General features: G+C 35.3%; 19 protein-coding genes and 1 pseudogene. 6 read left to right on the top strand and 14 right to left on the bottom strand.

The features are described from left to right. The first annotated feature begins 36 nt into the window (after window positions 1-36). The 4 genes from FAF07_RS05050 to FAF07_RS05035 all read left to right on the top strand — a co-directional run bounded on the left by FAF07_RS05050 (window position 37) and on the right by FAF07_RS05035 (window position 2,999). Window positions 37-1,023, top strand: a complete 987-nt coding sequence (locus tag FAF07_RS05050; protein ID WP_142784077.1) for an AraC family transcriptional regulator — start codon at window positions 37-39, stop codon at window positions 1,021-1,023. A gap of 74 nt (window positions 1,024-1,097) precedes the next feature. Beyond that, window positions 1,098-1,547 (top strand): MauE/DoxX family redox-associated membrane protein, encoded by a 450-nt coding sequence (locus FAF07_RS05045; RefSeq protein WP_142784076.1) that lies wholly within the window; start codon window positions 1,098-1,100, stop codon window positions 1,545-1,547. Between the two features lies 1 nt (window position 1,548). Further along, window positions 1,549-2,598 (top strand): hypothetical protein, encoded by a 1,050-nt coding sequence (locus FAF07_RS05040; protein ID WP_142784075.1) that lies wholly within the window; start codon window positions 1,549-1,551, stop codon window positions 2,596-2,598. Window positions 2,599-2,735: 137 nt separating this feature from the next. Next, entirely contained in the window at window positions 2,736-2,999 is a 264-nt protein-coding gene (locus FAF07_RS05035) for a DUF6520 family protein (RefSeq protein WP_142784074.1), read from the top strand. 106 nt (window positions 3,000-3,105) lie between these two features. On the opposite strand, the gene FAF07_RS05030 is transcribed toward FAF07_RS05035, so the two are convergent. From FAF07_RS05030 to FAF07_RS05020, 3 genes are read right to left on the bottom strand one after another with little or no spacing between them, the layout of a single operon-like run. Then, window positions 3,106-5,454, bottom strand: a complete 2,349-nt coding sequence (locus FAF07_RS05030; RefSeq protein ID WP_185956521.1) for a zinc-dependent metalloprotease — start codon at window positions 5,452-5,454, stop codon at window positions 3,106-3,108. Window position 5,455: 1 nt separating this feature from the next. Continuing rightward, entirely contained in the window at window positions 5,456-6,853 is a 1,398-nt protein-coding gene (locus FAF07_RS05025) for a RagB/SusD family nutrient uptake outer membrane protein (RefSeq protein WP_142784072.1), read from the bottom strand. 11 nt (window positions 6,854-6,864) lie between these two features. Further along, window positions 6,865-9,909, bottom strand: a complete 3,045-nt coding sequence (locus tag FAF07_RS05020; protein ID WP_142784071.1) for a SusC/RagA family TonB-linked outer membrane protein — start codon at window positions 9,907-9,909, stop codon at window positions 6,865-6,867. Window positions 9,910-10,776: 867 nt separating this feature from the next. On the opposite strand from FAF07_RS05020, the gene FAF07_RS05015 reads away from it, so the two are divergent. Continuing rightward, complete coding sequence (locus FAF07_RS05015) at window positions 10,777-11,094, top strand: hypothetical protein (RefSeq protein ID WP_142784070.1); 318 nt, start codon at window positions 10,777-10,779, stop codon at window positions 11,092-11,094. On the opposite strand, the gene FAF07_RS05010 is transcribed toward FAF07_RS05015, so the two are convergent. The 11 genes from FAF07_RS05010 to FAF07_RS04960 all read right to left on the bottom strand — a co-directional run bounded on the left by FAF07_RS05010 (window position 11,091) and on the right by FAF07_RS04960 (window position 21,399). Then, the gene (locus FAF07_RS05010) at window positions 11,091-11,327 is read right to left on the bottom strand and encodes a hypothetical protein (RefSeq protein ID WP_142784069.1); all 237 of its coding nucleotides are present in this window, start codon (window positions 11,325-11,327) and stop codon (window positions 11,091-11,093) included. The two genes, FAF07_RS05015 and FAF07_RS05010, sit on opposite strands and share 4 nt — an antisense overlap. A 246-nt stretch (window positions 11,328-11,573) precedes the next feature. Continuing rightward, entirely contained in the window at window positions 11,574-11,792 is a 219-nt protein-coding gene (locus FAF07_RS05005; protein WP_142784068.1) for a hypothetical protein, read from the bottom strand. Window positions 11,793-12,172: 380 nt separating this feature from the next. Beyond that, entirely contained in the window at window positions 12,173-13,204 is a 1,032-nt protein-coding gene (locus FAF07_RS05000) for an IS630 family transposase (RefSeq protein ID WP_142784028.1), read from the bottom strand. Between the two features lie 39 nt (window positions 13,205-13,243). Then, window positions 13,244-13,966, bottom strand: coding sequence for a hypothetical protein (locus tag FAF07_RS04995; RefSeq protein WP_142784067.1), 723 nt, complete (start codon window positions 13,964-13,966; stop codon window positions 13,244-13,246). 323 nt (window positions 13,967-14,289) lie between these two features. Beyond that, a complete protein-coding gene (locus FAF07_RS04990) occupies window positions 14,290-15,309 on the bottom strand; it encodes an alpha/beta hydrolase (protein WP_142784066.1) in 1,020 nt (339 codons plus the stop codon). 115 nt (window positions 15,310-15,424) lie between these two features. After that, entirely contained in the window at window positions 15,425-15,904 is a 480-nt protein-coding gene (locus tag FAF07_RS04985; protein WP_142784060.1) for a nuclear transport factor 2 family protein, read from the bottom strand. Window positions 15,905-16,007: 103 nt separating this feature from the next. Next, complete coding sequence (locus tag FAF07_RS04980; protein WP_142784059.1) at window positions 16,008-17,204, bottom strand: alpha/beta fold hydrolase; 1,197 nt, start codon at window positions 17,202-17,204, stop codon at window positions 16,008-16,010. Between the two features lie 367 nt (window positions 17,205-17,571). After that, complete coding sequence (locus FAF07_RS04975) at window positions 17,572-18,126, bottom strand: dihydrofolate reductase family protein (protein WP_142784065.1); 555 nt, start codon at window positions 18,124-18,126, stop codon at window positions 17,572-17,574. Between the two features lie 45 nt (window positions 18,127-18,171). Next, window positions 18,172-18,684 carry a GNAT family N-acetyltransferase gene (locus FAF07_RS04970; RefSeq protein ID WP_142784064.1) on the bottom strand — a complete coding sequence of 171 codons (513 nt, stop codon included), beginning with the start codon at window positions 18,682-18,684 and terminating at the stop codon, window positions 18,172-18,174. 218 nt (window positions 18,685-18,902) lie between these two features. Continuing rightward, window positions 18,903-19,628 (bottom strand): polysaccharide deacetylase family protein, encoded by a 726-nt coding sequence (locus tag FAF07_RS04965; RefSeq protein ID WP_142784063.1) that lies wholly within the window; start codon window positions 19,626-19,628, stop codon window positions 18,903-18,905. Beyond that, the gene (locus FAF07_RS04960) at window positions 19,615-21,399 is read right to left on the bottom strand and encodes a glycoside hydrolase family 9 protein (RefSeq protein WP_142784062.1); all 1,785 of its coding nucleotides are present in this window, start codon (window positions 21,397-21,399) and stop codon (window positions 19,615-19,617) included. The genes FAF07_RS04965 and FAF07_RS04960 overlap by 14 nt, the downstream gene beginning before the upstream one ends. A gap of 356 nt (window positions 21,400-21,755) precedes the next feature. On the opposite strand from FAF07_RS04960, the pseudogene FAF07_RS19140 reads away from it, so the two are divergent. Continuing rightward, window positions 21,756-22,092 (top strand): annotated as a pseudogene (locus FAF07_RS19140) (transposase); the annotation flags it as partial. Window positions 22,093-22,231 lie beyond the last annotated feature (139 nt).

The raw sequence follows: 22,231 nt of genomic DNA, 5'->3' as shown, positions 1-22,231 counted from the left end.
AATACTTTAGATGTGAGTACCGGTAAAAAGCGAAGAATGAAACGAATCAACCAAATGTTATTGGAAATGGCCTCAGGGAATTTCTTTTACCGTTTGGAGCGCTCTGGTAAAAATGATAATCTCGAAGCGATAGGTCTATCACTGAATATGCTGGCTGAAGAAATTCAGGAAACCCTACTCCATCAGGGCTATGCCAACACCAATAGCCCCATTGCGGCCATTGTTCAAATGAGCTTCGTTGTGGATAAGGATGGGTTCATTGACATTGCCAACCAACAAGCTTGCAATATGCTATCTGTTTTACAGATGGATATTATAGGACACCCTTTTTCAGATTTTTTAATAGAAAAGTCACGAATATCGTGGAAGGAGGCATGGCGTAGCCTAAAGCAAAGTAAATTTCAGGACAGGTCCCTGGAGCTAACCTTCAAATCCAAGGGAAGTTTGGTCATTCCAAAGACTTGCTATATGACGAGTCTTAATGGTAAACAAAATGATTTTAAAAAGGCCCTTATTACGGTGATTCACCATTCCAATAGACAGGATCATCTGGAAAATGATTTGAAGCAACGGGTCATCCAACACTCCAACGACCAACAAAGTTCAAATAATACGCGATCAGAAAATCAGAAACAAAAGCTTCGACTGAGCTTTGAGGACATTCGTAGAATACGTGAAGCCCATAGCATCATTATCAATAATCTTGAAAAGGACTTCCCCTCGCTTAAAAAATTCGCACTGCAATTGGGCACCAATGAGTTTAAACTGAAGTATGGGTTTAAGGAGTTGTATGGCACTACGGTCTATCGGTTCTTAAAGGAAGAACGTTTAAGAAAGGCGAAAATGATGATTCAGTATACCCGCCAAACTTTCAAGTCAATTGCAGAAATGACAGGGTTTAAAAGCAACCCTCATTTCACCAGAACATTTAAAAAACGTTATGGATATACGCCTAGAGACTTACGTAAAAAAACATTGAATCCTGATAAAAAACAAGTACACAAACCACATTTTAATAAATAAATCCCTCACAGTCAACTAATTATCCCTTAGGGTTAAATTTTATTTCGGAACTTTGGCATATCAAATCAAAAGGTATGACAGGTTCGAATACACGATATCAATTAGTAACAATAACAAATAGTATACGTATTTTATTCATTGTATTATTTGTTTATGCTGCCACAAGCAAGCTTCTTGATTTCAATCAGTTTCAAATACAATTGGGTCAATCCCCAATTGTTACGAGGTATGCCAGTTGGGTGGCTTGGGGAATACCAATAATAGAACTGGTAATTTCAGGTCTATTCTTAATTCCAAAGTGTATGCTATTGGCGTTTTATGCCAGTTTCTCATTAATGATACTATTTACTGCTTACATCATACTTATCCTGAATTTTAGCGACTATATCCCTTGTTCCTGTGGCGGTGTATTGGAACATTTGGGATGGACAGAGCATATTATATTCAATCTGATATTTATTATAATGGCAGTTATTGCCATCTTTTATTTAGAAAGAAACCCTTTAACCTTAAAAGCAAAATAACATGAAAACTCTTTTAAGGTTATCAATATTTGGATTATTGAGTTGCTCTCTCGTTATAATCATGTTTTTACTTTCCGAAAACCAAATGCATCGTAATAACGCTTTTGTTAGAAGGTATCCCCACCATCCCATTACTAAAAAGTATGACCTTTCTCTTAAATACAATTCCTATTATATCGCTGGATACGAAAATGAGATATTGTATTTAGGAAATACCACGGCCCCATTACATCTTTTAGAGGTAAACTTAAAAACTAAAGACACCCAACATATCCGGATTACATTGGATAGAATGGATTTACCTTTTCGATCCATAACAGTAAAGTTTCACCCACCATACTTCTTTGTAACCGATGGATTTGTACCCTGTATTTTCCGCGGAAACATTGGAGACTGGCATGCCAGCCTTTGGATGAAAAACAAAACCTATTTTACGCGTGCCATCCCTATAGATTCTAACAAATTATATATAAAGGCTATCAGTAGTAAAACAAATGAAGCCACACTTGGGGTTCTAGAGAAACAGGATGATTTTAATATAATATTAGATCCTGACTTATTAGAAAGACAAATAGATGGCATGTTTGATGTCGATGGTACTATGATCGTTTCAGAAGACAAAGAAAACCTGGGTTATGTTTACTTCTACCGCAACCAATTTATGATTATGAATCCTGATCTGAAGTTACTCCGCAGGGAAGAAACTATAGACACTGTTCGGGTTGCCCAAATTCAATTATCCCAAAAAAATGAACTGGGAGAAATTAAAATGAAAGTGCCTCCATTAGAAGTAAATAAAACGGCTGCTTTATATCAAAACCTGATGATGATTCACTCTAATAGACTAGGTAAATATGAAGAAAAATCTATGCTAAACCAAGCCGCAATAATTGATGTTTACAACTGGAAAAAGCAAAGCTATCAATTTAGCTTTTACCTCTATAATATTGGTCAAAGAAAAGTTAGAGAATTTAATGTTTATAACAATCATTTGGTTGCTCTAATAGATGTTGTGCTTTCTGTATACCAATTAAAGCCCTCACATTTTTAGTAACCTTTGAATAACACACAGATGGCTAATAGCTTAAATGCCACCATAAGATAAAAGATTTACCGGCCGGTAACAGGACTGAGATCGAAAACCTGTATAAAAGAGTAGATCATAACATTCATTTAAAAATAATAATTATGAAAACTTTCAAGTTTAAATTATTAATTCCGGTTGTAGCAATCATTTTTGCTTTAACCAGCGCCTTTGCTACTTCGACTAGTTCGAATGTAGCAAATTTAGCCATAGTAGATGGCTATATTGATTCTCCAGCACCTTGTACACAAAAAGTTGATTGTTCTCCTGATGGAGAGATTCTTTGTACCAATGCGCAAGGACAACAAGCCTTTGGGAAAATGTTTCCAAGTCAAACAACTTGTCCTCTGGTAGTTTTTAGACCTTAAGGGATTTAGGTATAAAAAAAGAAAAGGGGCTGTATGCCCCTTTTCTGGTTAAAAATTGGTTGATTTAAAGTCAAAGTTTTGACGCACACAAAATATAAACTTTTAACTACTTCCCGATTAAGATGTCATCTATATTTAACAAACAACGTTTTAAATGACCAAAAGTGATGCTATCTGTAACGCTAGTTCCTGTACTTATAATATCCTTTTTTAATAACATGAGTTCAGACATAAAAATACTTCTTGAATAATCGCTGTACACAAAGTACATATCACTTGGGTTTGTGATTCCATATTTTTTTGGTTTTGTAATTGCCTCACTTAACAAAGCGATATAAGCACTTTGTAGTTCCTGTCTTCGGCGTATAATGCTTATTTTATTTTGAGATAATTCACTCCAAAGACCAATACGCAATTTTGATAGTAATGCTTTGATAACACCATCGGCTTTAGAAGAAAACACCATATTTTCTAACCTTTTCATTCTTAATGGACTCAATATTTCCGATAGTAATTGTAATTGATATGCCATTATTTTATCAGTCGAAGTCGAGTACATAATCCTAGAATAAAACATTGGATGCGCTAACCAATCAGGAATCTTAAAGGCATTTAAATTTAGGAAATCTACAGCCTCTTGTTGAAGTTGCATAGGAATTGGTGTATACACCGCACCCGTTTGTGCTCCCGATTTATAATGCGTCGTATAGCCACCAATTGAAGTCATGACATGACTCATTTGATCAAACCAAAGCGTTATTGTTTTATTATATAATCGCTCTAACAGTTCATTATCCTTTTGAGTCTTTGTAACCGTTGATAAGAGTTCAATCACTCTTTTCATATTTAATAGTCCTAGTTCTGCACTCTTTATGGGATTATTATTATCAGCGACTTCATTACTACAATCTGGACCCGTCTTTTCATAGTTGCCTATATTATAGCGATACCAAGGAATGGAATCCTGCCGACGAATCATTTTTTCTAAATATGGTAGTTCGTCTTGTGGCTCATTAATATTTGGAAAGGATTCGTATCCCCATTTAATAGTATAAACATCAGTAGGTCCAACTTTCCGAATTAATAAAGAGGGTGGTATATGGTCTTCTGGCTGCACCATATAATTATGCCTGGCATAAGACATAACACTTGGGGTGTGCCCCATATCTTGGAGCCATTTTTTATCTCGCATTTTGTCAAATGGATAGGCATATTCCCCATAATTAGCATCCTTGATTCCAAAAGCATGACCTGCTTCATGTGCCACAACCGATTGAATAAGTGCTCCCATTAAATCATCTGAAAATGGATATTGCTGTGCACGCTTATCCAAGGGGCTACATCTAATAAAATAGCTGTCTGAAAAATATTGGTATGAGGAGCCAATAATAATATCTGATTTTATAATTTCACCCGATCTTAAATCAACTATTCTAGACACTCCAGAACCTGCTTTATTATTCTGACCTCTTATCCCTTCTTTGTTCAACCATCTCACAACAGAATTATTGACGCTGTTACTTTGCCAATTCTTAATATTATTTGGAATCTCTTTAACTTCAATGGCATTTTTAAAACCTGCTGCTTCGAAAGCTGGCAGCCATTCAAGAATCCCCGCTTTTATATAGGGTTTCCACTTATTGGGGATATTAGTATCTAAGTAAAACGTAATGGGCTTAACAGGGACACTGATTTTCTTGTTTGCATCCTTTTTTTCCAAGTGCCATCTTGATATACTCGCTTTAGCATGTTTAGGAAAATGATTAATTGGGCTCAATTCATCCTCTATAAAATAGCCTATGCGATGGTCAAATAATCTAGGTTTCATGGACTCTGGCAATAGAAAAAAACTAAAATCAACCTGATTTGTTGATTTGCTTGTGTTTTTTGATAAGACTCTCTTGGTTGAAATCACAATTTCATTTTTCAAATACTTTATTTCTTCTATTGCTGATAAATCAGGTATAATGGTTTCCTTAAAATTGGAATACCACGCCACACTGTTCTTTAGAAATAAATCAGTCACATCAATATAAAGGGTCTTGAGATCACTTTTTTCTTTTATAATTGGAAATATACCAAGGATACTTTTTTCTATAGATGGATGATTATCTATGGGAATAATAACCCCTGACAACGATTTAATTCTTGGGGTTTCTAAAAGTATCTGATCCTTGTATTTAGTCCAAATCACATGCTTATAGCCCTTATCATGCCTCACAAACAGCAGGTCTTTACCCAATAATTTTTCATCAATTTCAAAGAAAACCTTACTGTCTTGCCAATGAACTTTTATAAAATCTCCAGATGCTAAGAAATCATTGAGATCCAGCTTGTTGTTAACCTGCCCCCATAAGGAGCAGGTGACTAACAAAATAATCATTGGAAACAAAAGTTTGCCAATGGAGGCAAAGCCAATACCTTTAATAGTCTCTAATCGATTTAGACGTATCATTTTAATACCCATCGTTTTGCGGTTTCAGATTAGGATTCAAAAGGAGTTCTGATTCTGGAATAGGCAATAGTACATCCGTAGCTTGCCAATTAGGTTTTACTGGAGATAGCTCACTAGTTGCTGCACTAGTTCGTTTCAAGTCAAAAAAGCGATGCCCCATTTCAGTAAAGAACTCCATTTTACGTTCCTGATAAATGGTCTCTAAAAGTGCAGCTGTATCGGTTACCAACACAGGTGCCAAACTCGATCTTTCTCGTATAACATTTAACTGATCTAAAGCGTTAGACACATTGCCTAATTGGGCGTTGGCTTCCGCCGAAATAAGATATAATTCTGCCAATCGAAATAGGATGGAACACTCTTGAGTAGTCCTAGTATTGGTATTCAGCTTATATTTAAAAGGATAATACCAAGTATCTGTACCATTAGAAACGGTACCCATCCAATCGCTAAAGCGCGCATCCCCAACTTCAAAACTATCAATAAAATAATCTGCTAAACTACTGTTTGGAGGTGGGCCACTTGTAAAAATATATGTCAAGGCGTCTATGGTATTAGCCCCCGAAATCCCAGCATCAAATTGCAAAAGGGTCTCTGTACTATTTTTTAAAAACACCTGATTAATATCAGTATTCAAAGCGTAAACGCCACTAGAAAGTATCTCGGTAGCTTCGCTTAAAGCCCCATCCCAATTCTCGTTATAAAGATATACCCTAGCTAAAAGCGCAGTTGCTACCCATTTATTGGGACGTACTCTGTTTGCATCTCCATAATTTGCAGATAACAATGATTTCGATAACACCAGATCATCAATCATTTTTTGATACACTTGATCTGCTTCCAGTCTTGAAGTAGTACTATTAGTGCGATAGTCAGTCGTATCTATATAAGGGATATCTCCAAAGAGATTCACTAAATAAAAATGAATTAAGGTTCTTATAAAGTACGCCTCACCAAGAAATTGGTCTTTATCTTCCTCTGCTAAACCTGTTGAACTTTTAACACCTTCTATGATGTTGTTGGTTGCATATATAAGATTATAACTGCTATTCCATTGGCTTAAAACTGTATTGTCTGTTGCCAATACATTATTATCGAAAAATAACTGAATCCCAGACTGTGAGGTACTATAAAGTGTTAGTTCATCCGTGTAATGCCCCAATAGATAGCCCAATCCTGAGACACCTCCATTGGTGAGTCCCTGATCTCTAAGTTGACCGTAAACATGAGTTAAGGCTGCATTAACAGTTGCTGCGTCTTCAAATACAATGGCACTAGTAAGCTGATTGTTTGGAGGATCTATGTCAACAAAATCTTCACAAGAGGTCAAAAGCACAAGAAGTAAAAGCATGAAGGCTAAACTTCTAGACGGGTTTGTATGTTTAATTATATGTGTCATAATGTTCTTTTTTAAAATGTAAGTTGCGTTCCTAAGGAGATAAATCGTAATGGAGGAATGGTTGAACTGGATCTGGTCTCTGGATCAAGTCCATTATAGCTCGTAATGGTCAGCAGATTATGAGCTCTTAAAAAGAGGTCACAACCAATACCCTTGCTCGTCTTTTTTGAAATCTGATAAGATAAAGCCAACGTTTTTAAGCGCAGATAAGAGGAGTCGCCAATAACAGCATCACTTTGAGTATAATTAGAATAAGCTACTAAACCTTCAAAGTTTAATCCGCTGGTATAACGTTGCACAGACGTTTGGTCGCCCACATTTTGCCACCGCTGCAATACGTCATTAGTTTGACTCCCCATAGTCCCGGGAATACCCAAAAAGTGCACACCTAATTGTTTGGTAAACTGAAACAGCACATCCAGACTAAATTTCTTATAGGAAAAATGATTGTTTATACCTCCAAAATACTTGGGATTAAGGTCTTTAATAACCTGCTTGTCATCAGGTGCAGAAATAGTACTATCTTCATTAAAATCCGTAAATTCATAAAGTCCCGTTTGCGGATTTACCCCTGTATATTGATACACCTTTATAATATTTAGAGGTTGTCCTATCACCAATTGATTGGCATAAGTAGACCCTTCCAAATCTGGAAATTCTAAAAGTTTATTCTTAGGTAGGGTCAAGTTAATTGAAGTCGTCCAACGTATATTTTTACTAGCTATATTGGTTGTATTCAATTCAAATTCCCAGCCTTTATTTTCTACCGTTGCATTAAGATTGGCATTTAAAAAATTAAAACCTGTTGTCCCTGGCAATGGAATACCAACCAATTGGTTGGATGATTTGTTACGGTAATAACTACTGCTTATAAAAATACGGTCTTGTAAAAACCCAAGTTCCATAGAAAACTCCAGTTTTTTATTGGATTCCCAACTAAAATTAGGGTTGTATAGTCTTGTAGGTTGTAAACCTATAATATTTTGATAGGGTGAGCTGCCAAAATTATAGGTGTCTAAATACTGATAGTCTCCTATCTGGTCATTGCCTGAAGTACCATAACTCGCCCGTATTTTACCAAAGCTTAAAAATGGCAAAGCAGATTCTATAAAAGATTCATTTGAAAAAATCCAAGCAGCACCCACAGCTCCAAAATCGGCAAACTTCTTGTCATCCCCAAATCTGCTGGAACCATCACGTCTTCCTGTTAGATTAAGAATATATTTCCCTTGGTGATTTAAATTAATCCTACTAAAAAGCGCGTGGTATCTATATTGTGTTTGGGTGTCACCAAGAACAAATAGGCTAGATGCCGCCGCAATGTTTTCAATAAAGTTATTATTGGTAAACCCAAAGGCAAATTGCGATAGTCGATGGCTCTTTTGTTCTTGAAAAGTGAATCCAACCAAGGATTCTATTTTGGTTTTCCCCAAATGAAACGTCCCATGTAATTGAGGCTCTATAATCCATGAGGTTCTATCGGCATTATTATGAATAGCCGATGAGATGTCGCTACCTAGACCATAAGCGGGGTTCAGCGTGGTAGACGGTACGGTTCTTAGTTCTTGCAGATCGCTCTCTGTATAGCCTAAACTGGTGACTAACTTTAAACCTTTATTAAGAGTATAATTGATAGTTGCATTACTTATTAAAGTAGTGCTTTGGGCTAAGTATTTACCTTCCAAATTACGAAGCGGATTATTCCATGTCGAGTTTTCCCAGTTTAGTGATCCATCATCATTATATAGATCAGGCGCATTTGGTGCCAAAGTCAAGGCCTCTCTTACCAAATCGGATGCTGGTAAATTATTTATATTCGACGTGTAGTAGGCAGAAAATTGAATTGCCAATTTCTTGTCTTTAGACTGATGGTTTAAGTTACTATGCACCGTTATTTTATCATTATCAGAATCTCCTGGTAATACCGTGGTTTGTTTATTATAATTACCACTTAGTAAAAACTGTGTCTGTTCACTCCCTCCAGAAAACGTTCCTTGTACATTGGTTAAATAAGCGGTCTTTCCAAAGAGTTCTTTTTGCCAATCGGTATTTCGGTTTGTGTCCCAAGTGCCGTTAATGTCATACGCATTAAAGGGTAACGTAGCTATCCCATCATTAGCATAAGCTTCCTCCCTCATGTTTATATAGTCTTGTGTACTGAGTACATCTAATCTGCGAGCCACATTTCCAAAACCAGTGGACACATTCAATTTAAAAGAAGAAGTTCCTACTTTGCCTTTTTTGGTCGTAATAAGCACGACCCCATTGGCACCTCTAGAACCATAAATAGCTGTGGCATCAGCATCTTTTAAGATTTCTATACTCTCAATATCTGTTGGGTTGATATTATTTAAAGGGCTTACACCAGATAGGGGGATAATAGAACCCGATGTTTGTCTATCTCCTAAAGTTTCGGAGGCATAGGGGACACCATCAATAACATATAAAGGATCGTTTCCATTAGCACGGATGCTATTTTGTCCTCTAATTTTAATATTGAAGCCAGCACCTGGAACGCCTGAGGTTTGCGTGATTTCAACACCAGAAACACGCCCTTGAAGCGCTGCCAAAGGATTGCTTACAGGCTGTTTTTCAATATCCTTTGAGGAAATTCTGGAAATATTACCTGTACGCTCTTTGTCCTTTACGGTATAATACCCTGCATTAAGTGTCACCGTATCCAACTGTGTGATGTCCTCCTGTAACTGAATATTGATAACCTGCCGATTATTAATAGCAATGGTCTGTGTTTTAAACCCAAGCCCCGAAACTACCAAGGTATCCTTTGGATTGGCTGTAACGGTATACGTACCATCAAAATTTGTTACGACACCTTGCTTTTGGGCTTGTACCATAACATGAATACCTACTAAAGGGTTGCCAAGGTTGTCTGTTATGATCCCGCTAATTTTGGACTGTTGGACATTTAGATGGTCTGAAATAGGCGTATGCAAAACACAACTATAGTCTAAGGCATATGTACAAAATGGGGAAATAATGAGGTAGGCCATACACAATAGTATCCACCTACCTCTTGTAATAGAATTAATTTTCATAATTTTGAATTAGAGGTTTTAAATAATCTTGTTAAATCTTAATCTCCCATCGACCCTACAAAAGTTTGTTGGGAGGTTTTTTTTTGTGTTTAGTGTCTATTCATAGGCAGTTATATGGTTTTAATGGTTTAAATCTATATGTAGCTTTCATCGGCCCTTTAGTAAATCCATTTATTTCATATCTAAAGTTTTATGGTATGAAATGACTAACTCAGATAGATTAGACTTAAGGACCTTAGAAAGTATAAGGGCTTTACGCTTTCTAAATCGTCGTTTGTTCGGATACAATAAAAGGATGGATGGATTAGTGATGGGATAAAAATGAAAGGTGAAAATCCGAAATGATTGTATAACGTCAATCCCACACCACGGGTATTTTATATTGGGTTTTTAGGCTTTTTCTTAAAGAGGATGTCGAATACAGTAACTTCAAACAACAAATGATGTTGAGAAGAAACGCCTTGTTTTACCATACAAAACCTGTGCTGCATGCTGCTTTTAGTTTAAAAGTGACCCTTTGCCATTCAAAAAAATAAAACAACGCTAAGAATAACTAAGTAAACCTAAAATGATAGATACAAAAAAGGCGTGGAACTCAGCTTACTGCCCTAGAGGTACTGGTATACCGTGCAACAATAAGTGAGCCCACGCCCTAAGACGTGAGCATCTTACTTATCATCTCGTTGCAAAAATTACCAGTTTTCTAAGGCGAGATTCTAAGCGAATGCTTCTAATTTTTATTAGAAATGCTTTCGCAAATTTATTTAAAAAGTATCATAAATAACCGATACAAAGTCAAATATAAAAATAAATATCGGTACGTCAAAGCGTACCGATATTTATTTTATGAAATAGTTACTTGCATAAATGAAAAAAGATTCAATTTCATATATAAATATTAAAATTTCAATAAGCTTAATTAGACTTTTAGAATTAAGTAAAAAATTCAAGCCATATAAAAATACTAAGGAAGAAATTGCAATTAGTTATAATGAAATAGCATTAGAAGCCGACATTCGAAAAGCTACGGTTTCTGATACTTTTAACGCAAAATCTAAATCAGGTCCAAACTATACAACGGTAATTTTAATTATTGAGTCAATGGGATTTAAATTAGTAGACTTTGCGAAGATATACGACTCACTTACTGAAATTGATATAGAAAATTTTAAAAAGAATAATTAATCATCTTTACGAATAAAAGAATATTTACTCAACATTTCACCACATTTAAAACTTCTAATGATTTGAAGTTTATTTTCTAAATTATTATATTCAATCTCAACAAAAAACATATTTATTGCATAAAGAGCAAATCGCTTTTCATTTTCAAATCTGAAATCAATAAAGTCTCCTTTAGTAAAAACATGATTATGTTTATCATGCTTAAGAAGTCCATTAAACTCATACAATGTCATAATTGAATACCTAATTTTTCTAAGATTATTAATATAGTAATACTAATAACAACAATAAGAATTACAACCTTTCCATATCTCGAATAATACCATCCGTATGTACGGTGGTGTGAGAGGCACACTCAAATGTCGTTTGTTTAGTTACGACACATTTATAAAGATTTTTAAATTCCAATTTTCTAATAAGTATTCCGACAGTTTTAAAAGTTTTGATTCGGCAAGTTCAGATAAGAACACTTTCATTTCCTATGAAATTTTCTTTAAAAAAGATTCATAAGAAACTCTTTTTCCGTTATCTAAATCCTCAATTCCTTTTTTTATTTCTTTCTGTTCAGACAAATTTAATTCATTCCAAAAGTCAGTTTTTTCTTTTTTTACAAAATCAGAGACACGTTGGATAAATTCAGAATTTTCATTTTCCAAAATAATTTTAAGTAATTCCAGTTTTGTAGTTTGAATGTCCATTTTAAAATCTTTAATAAGCAAATTTACGAAAAATATCCTTTTTGTCTTTACAGCGTGTTTGTATATGGAAAGTTGCGTGTTTGCGTGCGAGGATTTTCCGAAGGAAAATCAGATGTAGCAAACGTGCAACGACCTTTGTTTTAGCCCAACACCAGCAATTTTTGATATGGTATTGCCTACAGTTTTTATTTATCCCTTACTTTTCTGTATGTTTCTGGTAATTGCACAGAAATTGAGTCTATTAATTTTTTCTCTGAGTTGTACATTTTAAAAGCTAAAACACCAAAGGTATTGATGTAGAGATTTATTTGTCTTATTTCATAAATATAGAGATGATTGTAGTTTATTAATCGTTAGGTTATTTAGTTCTTATAAGATTGTCAGGCAGCATATCTGGCGTGTCTGTGATGAAAATATTTTTTCACTTGTGGTTTGTCCTTTTTTCTTTTGTTCATAAAATCATTGATATTTTCCTTTAGCTGTTCCTTGTTGATCGCCCTTTTCTTGCCGATAATATTGGTCTTCAGATCTTGGTTGACGTATTCCTGGGGATTCAGTTCCGGGGAATAGGGCGGGATGAACAATACTTCGATCTTATCATTGTTCTCCTCTAGCCATTGGTCAAGTTTGATGGTCTTGTGGGCGGGATGGTTATCGGTAATGAAAAATATCTTTTTATTGCTATACTTTATCATCAGTAGCAAGAACATCTTAAAGACCTCGCTGTTGAAGCCCTTCTCCATCAACATGAACTGCAGATGCCCCCTGTTGCTTATTGCGGAGATCATATTGACCGTGTATCTTTTCCCCGTTGCCTTTATTATAGGCGTTTTTCCTTTAGGGGCATAGCTCTTGCCTGCCTGGTGGTCGCTCCTGCAGCCCGTCTCGTCCCCAAAGTATATTATCGCTCTTTCTGCCTTTGCCCTTTTTTCTATCGCCGGATATTCTTCCTCCAGCCATTTCCGTACGTTTTCCGGCTTTTGCTCGAACGCCTTTCTTATGGGCTTTTGGGGAGTGTACCCCCATTTTTTCAGGTAGCGCCCTACCTGCCAGCGCGACAGCTCGACGCCGAACTTCTGCGATATCAGCTGCTGTACGGCTTCCCTTGTCCAAAGTCCGAAGGGGAGCTTCAACTGCTCGGGAAGTTTTTCCCTGATAAGTTCCCGCACCTTATGGGCCTGGTCCTTCTTGAGTTTCATGCCGCCCTGCACACCACGTTTCCTGCTGCACAGCGCGCGCTTGCCGCCGGCCCTGTACCGCGCCCATATCTTGTTTACCGAACGCTCGGTGATACCGAAAATCTCGGCGGCCTGTCTCTGGGTGCCCAATTTCTTGCGGAGATAATCGGCCACACGCAACCGTGTTTCCTCTTGGGCATCTTGGTTCTTACGCTTCTTCACCTTTGTTTTCATACAATAAAGATACGTAAAATTTTCAGAATAAGAACTAATTTATGCTCTTATTAATAAATGATATTTTAAAATATCCATCGCCTTGTTTATTTCTAATTTTACAATACCAGCTTTAGTCAATATTTCCAAGAGTAAATTTTCTCTATTTTGATTTTCAATTTTTCTTTGCTCAAATATATTATTAATCGAATCTGAAATTTTTTTTCTGTCTTTGGCTATTAGCATTTGTTCATTTTCTTGTTGTTTCAAGTAGTTTAAATATTTGTCAGAGTAAATGAAATCTATTGATTTAGAACTGTTTGTTAAACTGAAATAAAGGTTTTTATCTCCAAAATCAGTTGCAATTCTCACATTTAAAGAACTTCCTTTTTTTAGTTTTTTAATGATTTCGTGCTTATTGAATGTAGAATCTAATTTATTTTTAAAAGAGAAAAGGAAAATGGTTTCCTTGTCTTTTGATAAACTTACAAAATTTGAAGTGTATATAATGTTTGGATCATTATTGAATTTTAACATTACTTTTATATCACTCTCTGTTGGGTAATAACCAGATGACGAAATATAAAAATTCAAATCGTTTTCATTAAACACGTTTATGTATAATTCAGGTGTATTATAAGGAAATTCACCTTTTCCGATTACGTAAGAAGTTCTATAATTTCCGTCAAAAGCATCTTTTCCTGATTTAAAATGCCAGTTCTGTGAATAGGTATTTATCACATTTGAGAACAAAATTAAAATAACTACTTTTTTTAAACTCATTTTTTTTGATTTTATGCAGGTTCGACAGGAAATTGTAGGCAACGTTGAGTATATGGTTTTGTGGCGGTTTTGAAACACAAAAGTTTCAACTTACACCGATGTTTATTTAATGCTAAAATACTCATATTTAGCACTTCAACCGCCATAAACTATATCCAAATCTGTTCAATCATTGGGGGCCGGGATACAAACTGGTTTAAATACAATTTAGGTTTTATCGACTGTATAACAAGAGCCGTATGAATCGAGAGGTTCACGTACGGTTCTGTGAGAGGTTTAGGGATGAAATCCCCCTTTACCTACTCGACTGTGACACGTTATTCTTAATTAAAATATTTGTTTAGAAAATCGATTTGTGCTTGACTCGATTTATCAAATATTGAACTTGGGTAATGCAATAATCCAAAATGTCCACCATCAATTTCAAATAATTCTTTTGGCTTTTCAATCATTTTAAATACTTCGTTTGTAACTTCATTGCTAGCACCTTCCATTTCATCGTTAGTGGCTACAACCATAAGAATCGGGCCTTTTAAATATTGTGCACATTGACCAATGTGAAATAGGTCTGGAATTTCTATATTGGAAAATGAAACTATATTCTTCCAATTTGTACCATAACGCCCACCATATTCAATAAACCAACGATACGCAGTTATTTTTGAAAGAGCAGAAGGTGTGCCTAATTGGTCTGATGAAACGATTGGCATTTGTACAGTTACTGTATGAGGCAAATCCTTTATTCTCTCAGTTAGAATTGTTTCTTTAGCAAACGAATATAACTGACCGTCCTTGTCTTCTATAGGAAAATTACTTCCATAAGCTGGAATCTGATTTATTATTGCTTTTACTCTTTTATCTACCGAACCAACAAGAAATGCTTCTCGTGCACTTAAACTAGCTCCCCAAACAGCTATTTTTGTTGTATCAATTTCCGGTTGAGTAATTACAAAATCGATACCATCAATATAACCTCTGGATTGAACCCAAAAATTAATTTCTTGGCGCGGTTCACCATCACTAATGCCAAAATTTTGGTGATCATATAACAGTGCAGCAAATCCTGCTTCACTAAATTTCTCAGCATATTTATCGGCTGTCATCCCGTTGATGGTAGTTGTAAATCCGTGTGCCATTATAACAACAGGATTTTTTTTCAAATTGTTTTCAGGTAAATATAGCCTTCCTCTAAGCATTGCTCCTTGAGATTTAAACTCAATATTTTTAAACGAAATAATTCCAGTTGAATTAGACTCAGGATTTAGCTTGGGATTTTGGTTATTGTTACAAGCCATTAAGTTTGCTAAAAAAACGACTGCTAGAGTTTTAATTATTTCGCCCATTACTTTCAATATTTATATTTTGTAAATTTTTAAACTTATGCTATAAATGCTAGAGTCTACTTAAAGCAACTCTAGCTTTTATATGGAGGTCTAAAAAAATTGAATACTTGTTTTTTTATTTCTGAAGAGGCGAATGGTGTTCATGTACCATTTTCCAACCATCTTTAGTTTTTACAAACAATAAAGTAATTTGATCATTTACGATTATTAAATCTTCACCAAATTTTAAATGAAAATCTGAGTGAAAAGTTAGGTTGGCAACATCACCATATACAGCTATTTGTAAATCTTTAGCATCAAATTTCACAACTTCGGTTACCGAACCAAAAACATTGCGTTCGTGAACTTCGTTAGCTTCACCACCATTTCGTGGTGCTCCGTTTTTAAATTCTGTAAACTTTGGACTGTAGGCATGAAATGAAATTAGTTTATCTAAATCGCCATCTTTAATGCTTTGTGCAATTGCTCCAAAAGTTTCCATAACTTCTTGCTTCGCTTCAGGAAATTCGTCATTGATTAGGTCAACTTGTGCTTTACAGCTAGTAAGTGCTAATCCTAAAATCAAAATTAATATAAGTGCTAATCTAGTTTTCATAATGTAGTATTTGTTTAAATGAATACTGTAAAGTTCACTAAAAACAAGTACATAGAGCTTTCAAAAAAGTTCAAAAAACATTCTAAAACGTCCAAACAACAAATTATGTTCTAATGTTATCAGATCTGTATTTTTGAGGAGGAATGTTATATTTTTCTTTAAAAGATTTTATAAAATGTGATGCGTTTATATAACCGCAATCATAACAGATTTGGTTTATGTTTAAATTACTTTCTATAAGAAGTGCTCTCGCATACTCAAGTCGTTTAGACTTTATCCATTTAGATGGTGTCGTATTAAATGTGTTTTTAAAATCTCTTTTAAACGCGGATAAACTTCGGCCACATAATTTGGCGAATTCTTCAACTTTCAAATTATATAAGAAATTTTCAGACATTACAGTTGCTAGATCTATTCCTGTTTTGCTACTTTTTTGCTTTGCACTTTGAAATTCTGATTTGTTTGGACGAATTCCGGTAACAAATTCTTCTATTTCTGCTAAAATCGGATAAGTGTCACCTGTCCAGAAAAGATGATCTTTGCCGCGATATTCAACAAGTTTAGAATTAGGAATGCGTTCTCCTAGATATCTACCTTCTTCAACAAGAATTTCTATGTCATCTTTTCTAAACAGAAGAAGCGTTGGAACTTTGATTGAGCCCAAAATATCAGTTATATCGATTTGTGCACACTGCTTATGTAAAATTAATGCAGCTTTAGGGCTTGCGCCAGAGCGTAAATAACTAGCCAACCAATCCATAAATCCATTATCATGCGCTAATGATGGAACTAAAGACCTAAGCCCATCAAGATTTCCATGTGCCCAATTGTCTTCAATTAATTTATTAGAAACTTCACGTTCTTCAACTTTAGGAGCCCAAGGGTAATCTTTTGAATACCTCCGTTTTGCAAATATTCCGAAACCAATTACTCCTAAAGTTATTTGAGGATACTTTAAAGAAAACAAAAGACTAACCGATCCTCCTTCTGAATGACTAAATAAAAATGCTTTTTCTGAATTTGTAGCATCCAATACTGCATTGATATCGTCCATTCGCTCATCCATAGTGGAATACTCATCTGAACGATCTGAAAGTCCTGTGCCTCTTTTATCGAAAATAATCAGTCTAGAGAATAAGGAAAGCCTAGTTAAAAAGGTAGCAAGCCTTGGTTCGGACCACATCATATCAATGTTTGAAACCCAACCAGGAATATATAAAATGTCAATTGATCCTTGACCTACCACTTGATACGCAATATTAAAATCACCGCTTTTAGTATATTTAGTTTTGGGTCTCATATAGTTTTATTAATATAAACTCTAAACGCACAAGGACTCTCAGAATGTGTTACAACGTGTTTATATGGAAAGTTGCGTGTAAATAAGCATTCATGTTTTCTTTACTGTTTTCGAAAGAATACGTTTCAAAAAAAGTTAATTTTACTATTTTTTGTAAATAACCAATATCGTTTATTGTTACTTTTTTTGTTTTTATGTTCTTCATTTCTTTTAAGTATGCAGTCGGTTGCAGTTAACATTTATGATAATAGTGCGGTTTTGTATGCGAGGATTTTCCGCAGGAAAATTAGAAGCTTGCAAACGAGCAACTCACATTGGTTAAGCTAAAAATAACAATTTTTTAGGATACGGTATTGCACACGTTTTTTTATTCCTTTCTAATTTCGTAGCATAATTCCACCATTCCATCCTTAAATGCCATAACATCTTCTAAATGCAATAAATATTCTTTACCAATGTAATCAAAAAACAGTATTCCGTCTCCAAGAATTATTGGTGTAATGGTCAGAACAATTTTGTCGGCCAAACCCAATCGCATAAATTCCTTTGTCAGTTTTGAGCCTCCGACCATCCAAATATTTTTGTAATTCGGTTTCAATTTTTCATTTATAATCTTTTCAAGTTCTCCCGAAGAGAATTGCACATTTTCCTTATCGGTTTTGAGTTTGTTTTGGGTCAGAACGAAAACTGGTTTATTGCCATATGGCCATCCAAGTTCAAGAGCACGTTCATATGTTTTTGAACCCATTATATAGCAATCTATAGATTTTAGATATTCCGCAATATATTCATCGGTAAGTGTAATTCCTTTTTGGTAGTTGTCGGTCGATTGCATCCACGATACAGTTCCGTCCTTTTTGGCGATAAATCCATCAAGACTGGAAACCATATGTATTGTCACTTTTGATGTTTCGGTTTTCATTTTTAAGTGTTGTGCAACGGTTACCGTTATTGTGGTGTCGTTTTTTTACCAGGGCAAACCGTTCAATTCAATTTTATAAGGACTTATTTTTTCATTCCTAGTCAATAGCATAATATTTGCTCCCCACAATTTTTTTCCGCTTGACTGTTCAAAATAAACGGAACAATCTATTTTATACCAATTTAATCTTTCATAGAAAGGAATCAAATCATCTGCGCAAAGTAAAACTCCCATTTCACAATTCAAGTCCTCAAAGATCAGATCTTCTGTTTCCCTTAAAGTTTTTGATGCGTAACCCATCCCACGAAATTCTTTTGGTGTGATTACGTTATTTATTCCACCAACTCTAAATATTTTATCGTCAATGGTAATTTCCCTTTCGACAATATTATAGAAAGTGGCTATTTGAGTTGTATCATAATATATTACAGTCCAATTTGGGACCGCCCATTCCGTTTCATTTACAATTGGAATTTGTCCAAATTCACCTTCTATATATAAATTCAGTTGATCTCTAACTTGTTCAGATAATTCAGAATATTTCTTTGTTTCAATCATTTCTTCTAAGCGACTTCGTAAATGTTCGTTAAGGGATATGGTTTGTTGAGCATTTCAAAGCACTTCCTTATCAAACGGTTATATATTTTGTTAAATTTACTCATGTTCACACTTACCACTATCCGTCTAATGCCTATATTTATTGATGTGCCGTCATTATTTCCCTTTTTATTAAAAATATTTGATGTTTCGTAAATCTTGCTCCACTTTACTCAAAGTTAAAACTTAGAAAATTGATAGCCTTCCTTCTTTAATTTATTAATTAGTTCATCTAGTCGTAAATAGAATTTATCCTTTCTTTTTGGGCTGGTTCCAGGATGGATTAGTAAATGAAAACCATTCATACTGTTTAATGATAGATAGCTATATATGCTTTTTAAAATATCATTACTTGAGATATAGTTGGGCATTTCAGGGGTTGTATAGTCGGCATTCGAACGAGTGCCACTAGAAAAATTGACCGTTATTTGGTTTAATTGCAAGGCTATTTCCACCACCTTTTTATTATACCATTCATATGGTGGCATAAAATGTTTGGGACAAATCTCTAGCTTTTTCAAGGCATTAAGATTCTGCAAAATATCCTCTTTTATACGTTTTTCTGAATGTAAAAGGCTGTCTCTTTTAATCCAGTCGCAATACAGGAGATGTTTATCAGAATGAGCTCCCACAAAGTGTCCACTTTTTGAAAGCTCTTTTACTAAATTCTCATTGCTCCTCACAAAATCACCAGTAAGAAAGAAAGACCCTTTCACTTTTTGTTTATTTAGAACACTTATTACATTTTCAAATCCTTCAGCATGGTCATGACCTGTAAAACATAGGTAAATATTCTTCTTCAAGGTATCAGACCTAACAATTGCACCTTCCTTATCAACTATACGTTGTGCATAAAACGATATAGTGATTATAAAAAACAGACAACTTAAATTAATTTTGTTCACTACTCAAATGGGTTAAAATAAGAAGTAATTCTGCCGAACCATCTAGCGTTGGCTCATTAGTACTATAATCTGCCCAGTCATCCATGTACTTGATATTTTTAGGCTGCAAATGAGCGTATTCGTCAGGTTCAGACAGCGTAATTCCTAACATTTTATCATGAATGGAGGACCAAAGCGGACCATCAACAAGGCTTCCCTTGATTGGTTTTTTAAAAATTTTCCAAAATGGCATATGCACATCTACTGGCGTATCAGCATTCTCAGGAATTTCTGTAATCATACTCGAACTCCATGGGTTTAAACCTAATAACCAATTCACATGATTTTGCATGAGAAAGCGATATTTCGTTGAACCCGTCATTTCTTCATATAACATCGCTTGTGTAGCGACTGCAGCAGCCAGATTATTAGAACACCAAATAAACAGATGACCTACTCCATACGGGTTTTCCTCCGCTCTCTTTTTTACATTTTCTAAATTGTGTTCATAATACCTGCTCATCTCTTTTTTATCCGTCGAATCACCAACTTGCCACAGAGCATAATGCCCCATATTTACAAAGGGGTACATTTCATAATGGCTGGTAGAGTCTCGTTCCATCCAAGACCAGGTGCCAATGATTTTTGAATAAGCTCTGGCATCTTTAAGAAATTTCTCCTCTTTAGAAATTTTGTACAAACAAGCAGCAGCCCATTCCATATCATCCGCCCAAGTATTTTCCTCATAACGATAAGGAGAACCATAGCTGTTACCTTGTTGGTATCCTTCTTGCTGTTTTCCCATGTTGTAAAGTTCCTGCGCAGCCTTTAGGCATGCTTGGGCAAATACTTCATATTCCTTGAACTGGCTAAAGACTTGATACCCTAATGCTAGCGTAGCAGACGAACGACCAGCTAAATTAGCGATTCCTGTTGCTTGGCTTTTGTATTTAGAAAGGCCTTGTGGCTTACCTGTAGCGTAATAAACAGGTCTGAAACTATTTGGTCCCCATCCATAATCAGCATTTTCTTCATGGGGTAGTTTAAAGCCTCTATGGTCTCTATCATCTGCCACTTGGTGGTACAGTTCATCGGGACTTGGGTGAAGCTTCAATATCCATTCCAGCCCCCACATTGCTTCATCAAGTACGTCAGGTAATTCATTTGCACCCTGTAAACCTCTAGCATCAAATTCATTATTGAAACTGCTTGGTTTCATTTGATACGCCATAAGCAATCTGGCAGTAGTGTTGCTACTTGTAATAAGATATTTTAACTGGTCACCGGCATCGTGCCAACCACCCGTAGCATCAATTCTGGTGGAATCCAATCTTTTACCGAAGAAACTTAACCCGTCTCTTTGATGGCAGAACTCCTTGGTATACGGATTAAAACCACAACGTTGTGTTCTTATAAAACCAATGACATCTTCTTGCCATTTAGGATAAGCGCCAATATTAAAAAATTGACTTACAATTTCGCCTTCTTCTAGTTCAAAGTAATACTTTCCTGCTTTTTGAAAATCTGAAAAATCGGCTATATAATAATGAGAAAATGGATGCCAAGACTTTTCATGAGGTGGGCACTTGTACTCTTTTAGTGTTACTCCTTTATCATTTTTTAATATCAATATTGGATTGTCCAATGCGCCTTTACTAAGAATAAGTGCTTTTTTGGGCATATTGCTTGGGTAGCCTTCTAAATTGACCCTAATCTCTACTGCAGATTGTGCCTGAGAACTAACGGCAAAAGCCCCAAATAACAGAATATATAATGCTCGAACAATACTCATAAATCATTGCTTTTTTTACTATTTAATTTCATCACTCCATTTTTAAATGCCGAGTTCCATAAATAAGCCTACATAAAGATCATGCCATCTGAATGACGCCAGCCACACGGAAAACAAACAGATTACCTCCGTGTTCAGTACCTTAAAGTACTACTTTTCACTCCGTATCATACTGTGAAGTTGCGTGTTTTAAACACTAAAGTTAGCAAATAAAAACCGAATAGAAATCCGCGAGGATTTTCGTAAGTAGTCTAGAACCAAGCAATTAATTATACACGTTGTGCCTGTTGCACAAGTTTGTTGATAAAGATAGCATTCCAAAATAAAAGTAGCTTTGTTATTTCTTAACTTTAGTTATGCAAGGCAAGAAAGATTACCAAGAAAAATTGTTCGCAATTTCAACTGAGCGAGCGGATTCCAAAGCACAATTTTTACAGACGCTTAAAAGCGGTTCTAGAATTGGATTTCCTTTATGGTCTGACCAGACCGTATTACGGGGAAAGTGGTCAAAAAAGTATTGACTCAGTTGTTTTCTTTAAACTCTGTTTGGTGGGTTATTTGGAGAATATTATTAGTGATAGAGATTTAATAAGTCATTGTAGTTTATGCCTAGATATCTTATACTTTTTAGGCTATGATATTGATGAGGAACTACCCTGGCATTCCACGATAAGCAGAACGCTCACCCAGTTTCTGGGGCTTCGAAAAATAAATACATTGGGAATAAAACAGGCAAACAAAGTAATGCATCTATCCGCCATTGCTTATAACCTGAAAAAGTATCTGAAATTCACCCAAAAAAGAGTGAAAAGTGGAGCAGGAATGCTTATGG

The sequence above is a fragment of the Changchengzhania lutea genome, assembly GCF_006974145.1.
Taxonomy (GTDB): Bacteria; Bacteroidota; Bacteroidia; order Flavobacteriales; family Flavobacteriaceae; genus Changchengzhania; species Changchengzhania lutea.
The sequence above is the reverse complement of the archived record's forward strand: the minus strand, read 5'-3'. Positions and strand labels throughout refer to the sequence as shown.

Coding starts and splice junctions, on each gene's coding strand:
- FAF07_RS05050 (WP_142784077.1), top strand. CDS start 37: ATGAAACGAATCAACCAAATGTTATTGGAAATGGCCTCAGGGAATTTC.
- FAF07_RS05045 (WP_142784076.1), top strand. CDS start 1,098: ATGACAGGTTCGAATACACGATATCAATTAGTAACAATAACAAATAGT.
- FAF07_RS05040 (WP_142784075.1), top strand. CDS start 1,549: ATGAAAACTCTTTTAAGGTTATCAATATTTGGATTATTGAGTTGCTCT.
- FAF07_RS05035 (WP_142784074.1), top strand. CDS start 2,736: ATGAAAACTTTCAAGTTTAAATTATTAATTCCGGTTGTAGCAATCATT.
- FAF07_RS05030 (WP_185956521.1), bottom strand. CDS start 5,454: ATGATACGTCTAAATCGATTAGAGACTATTAAAGGTATTGGCTTTGCC.
- FAF07_RS05025 (WP_142784072.1), bottom strand. CDS start 6,853: ATGACACATATAATTAAACATACAAACCCGTCTAGAAGTTTAGCCTTC.
- FAF07_RS05020 (WP_142784071.1), bottom strand. CDS start 9,909: ATGAAAATTAATTCTATTACAAGAGGTAGGTGGATACTATTGTGTATG.
- FAF07_RS05015 (WP_142784070.1), top strand. CDS start 10,777: ATGAAAAAAGATTCAATTTCATATATAAATATTAAAATTTCAATAAGC.
- FAF07_RS05010 (WP_142784069.1), bottom strand. CDS start 11,327: ATGACATTGTATGAGTTTAATGGACTTCTTAAGCATGATAAACATAAT.
- FAF07_RS05005 (WP_142784068.1), bottom strand. CDS start 11,792: ATGGACATTCAAACTACAAAACTGGAATTACTTAAAATTATTTTGGAA.
- FAF07_RS05000 (WP_142784028.1), bottom strand. CDS start 13,204: ATGAAAACAAAGGTGAAGAAGCGTAAGAACCAAGATGCCCAAGAGGAA.
- FAF07_RS04995 (WP_142784067.1), bottom strand. CDS start 13,966: ATGAGTTTAAAAAAAGTAGTTATTTTAATTTTGTTCTCAAATGTGATA.
- FAF07_RS04990 (WP_142784066.1), bottom strand. CDS start 15,309: ATGGGCGAAATAATTAAAACTCTAGCAGTCGTTTTTTTAGCAAACTTA.
- FAF07_RS04985 (WP_142784060.1), bottom strand. CDS start 15,904: ATGAAAACTAGATTAGCACTTATATTAATTTTGATTTTAGGATTAGCA.
- FAF07_RS04980 (WP_142784059.1), bottom strand. CDS start 17,204: ATGAGACCCAAAACTAAATATACTAAAAGCGGTGATTTTAATATTGCG.
- FAF07_RS04975 (WP_142784065.1), bottom strand. CDS start 18,126: ATGAAAACCGAAACATCAAAAGTGACAATACATATGGTTTCCAGTCTT.
- FAF07_RS04970 (WP_142784064.1), bottom strand. CDS start 18,684: ATGATTGAAACAAAGAAATATTCTGAATTATCTGAACAAGTTAGAGAT.
- FAF07_RS04960 (WP_142784062.1), bottom strand. CDS start 21,399: ATGAGTATTGTTCGAGCATTATATATTCTGTTATTTGGGGCTTTTGCC.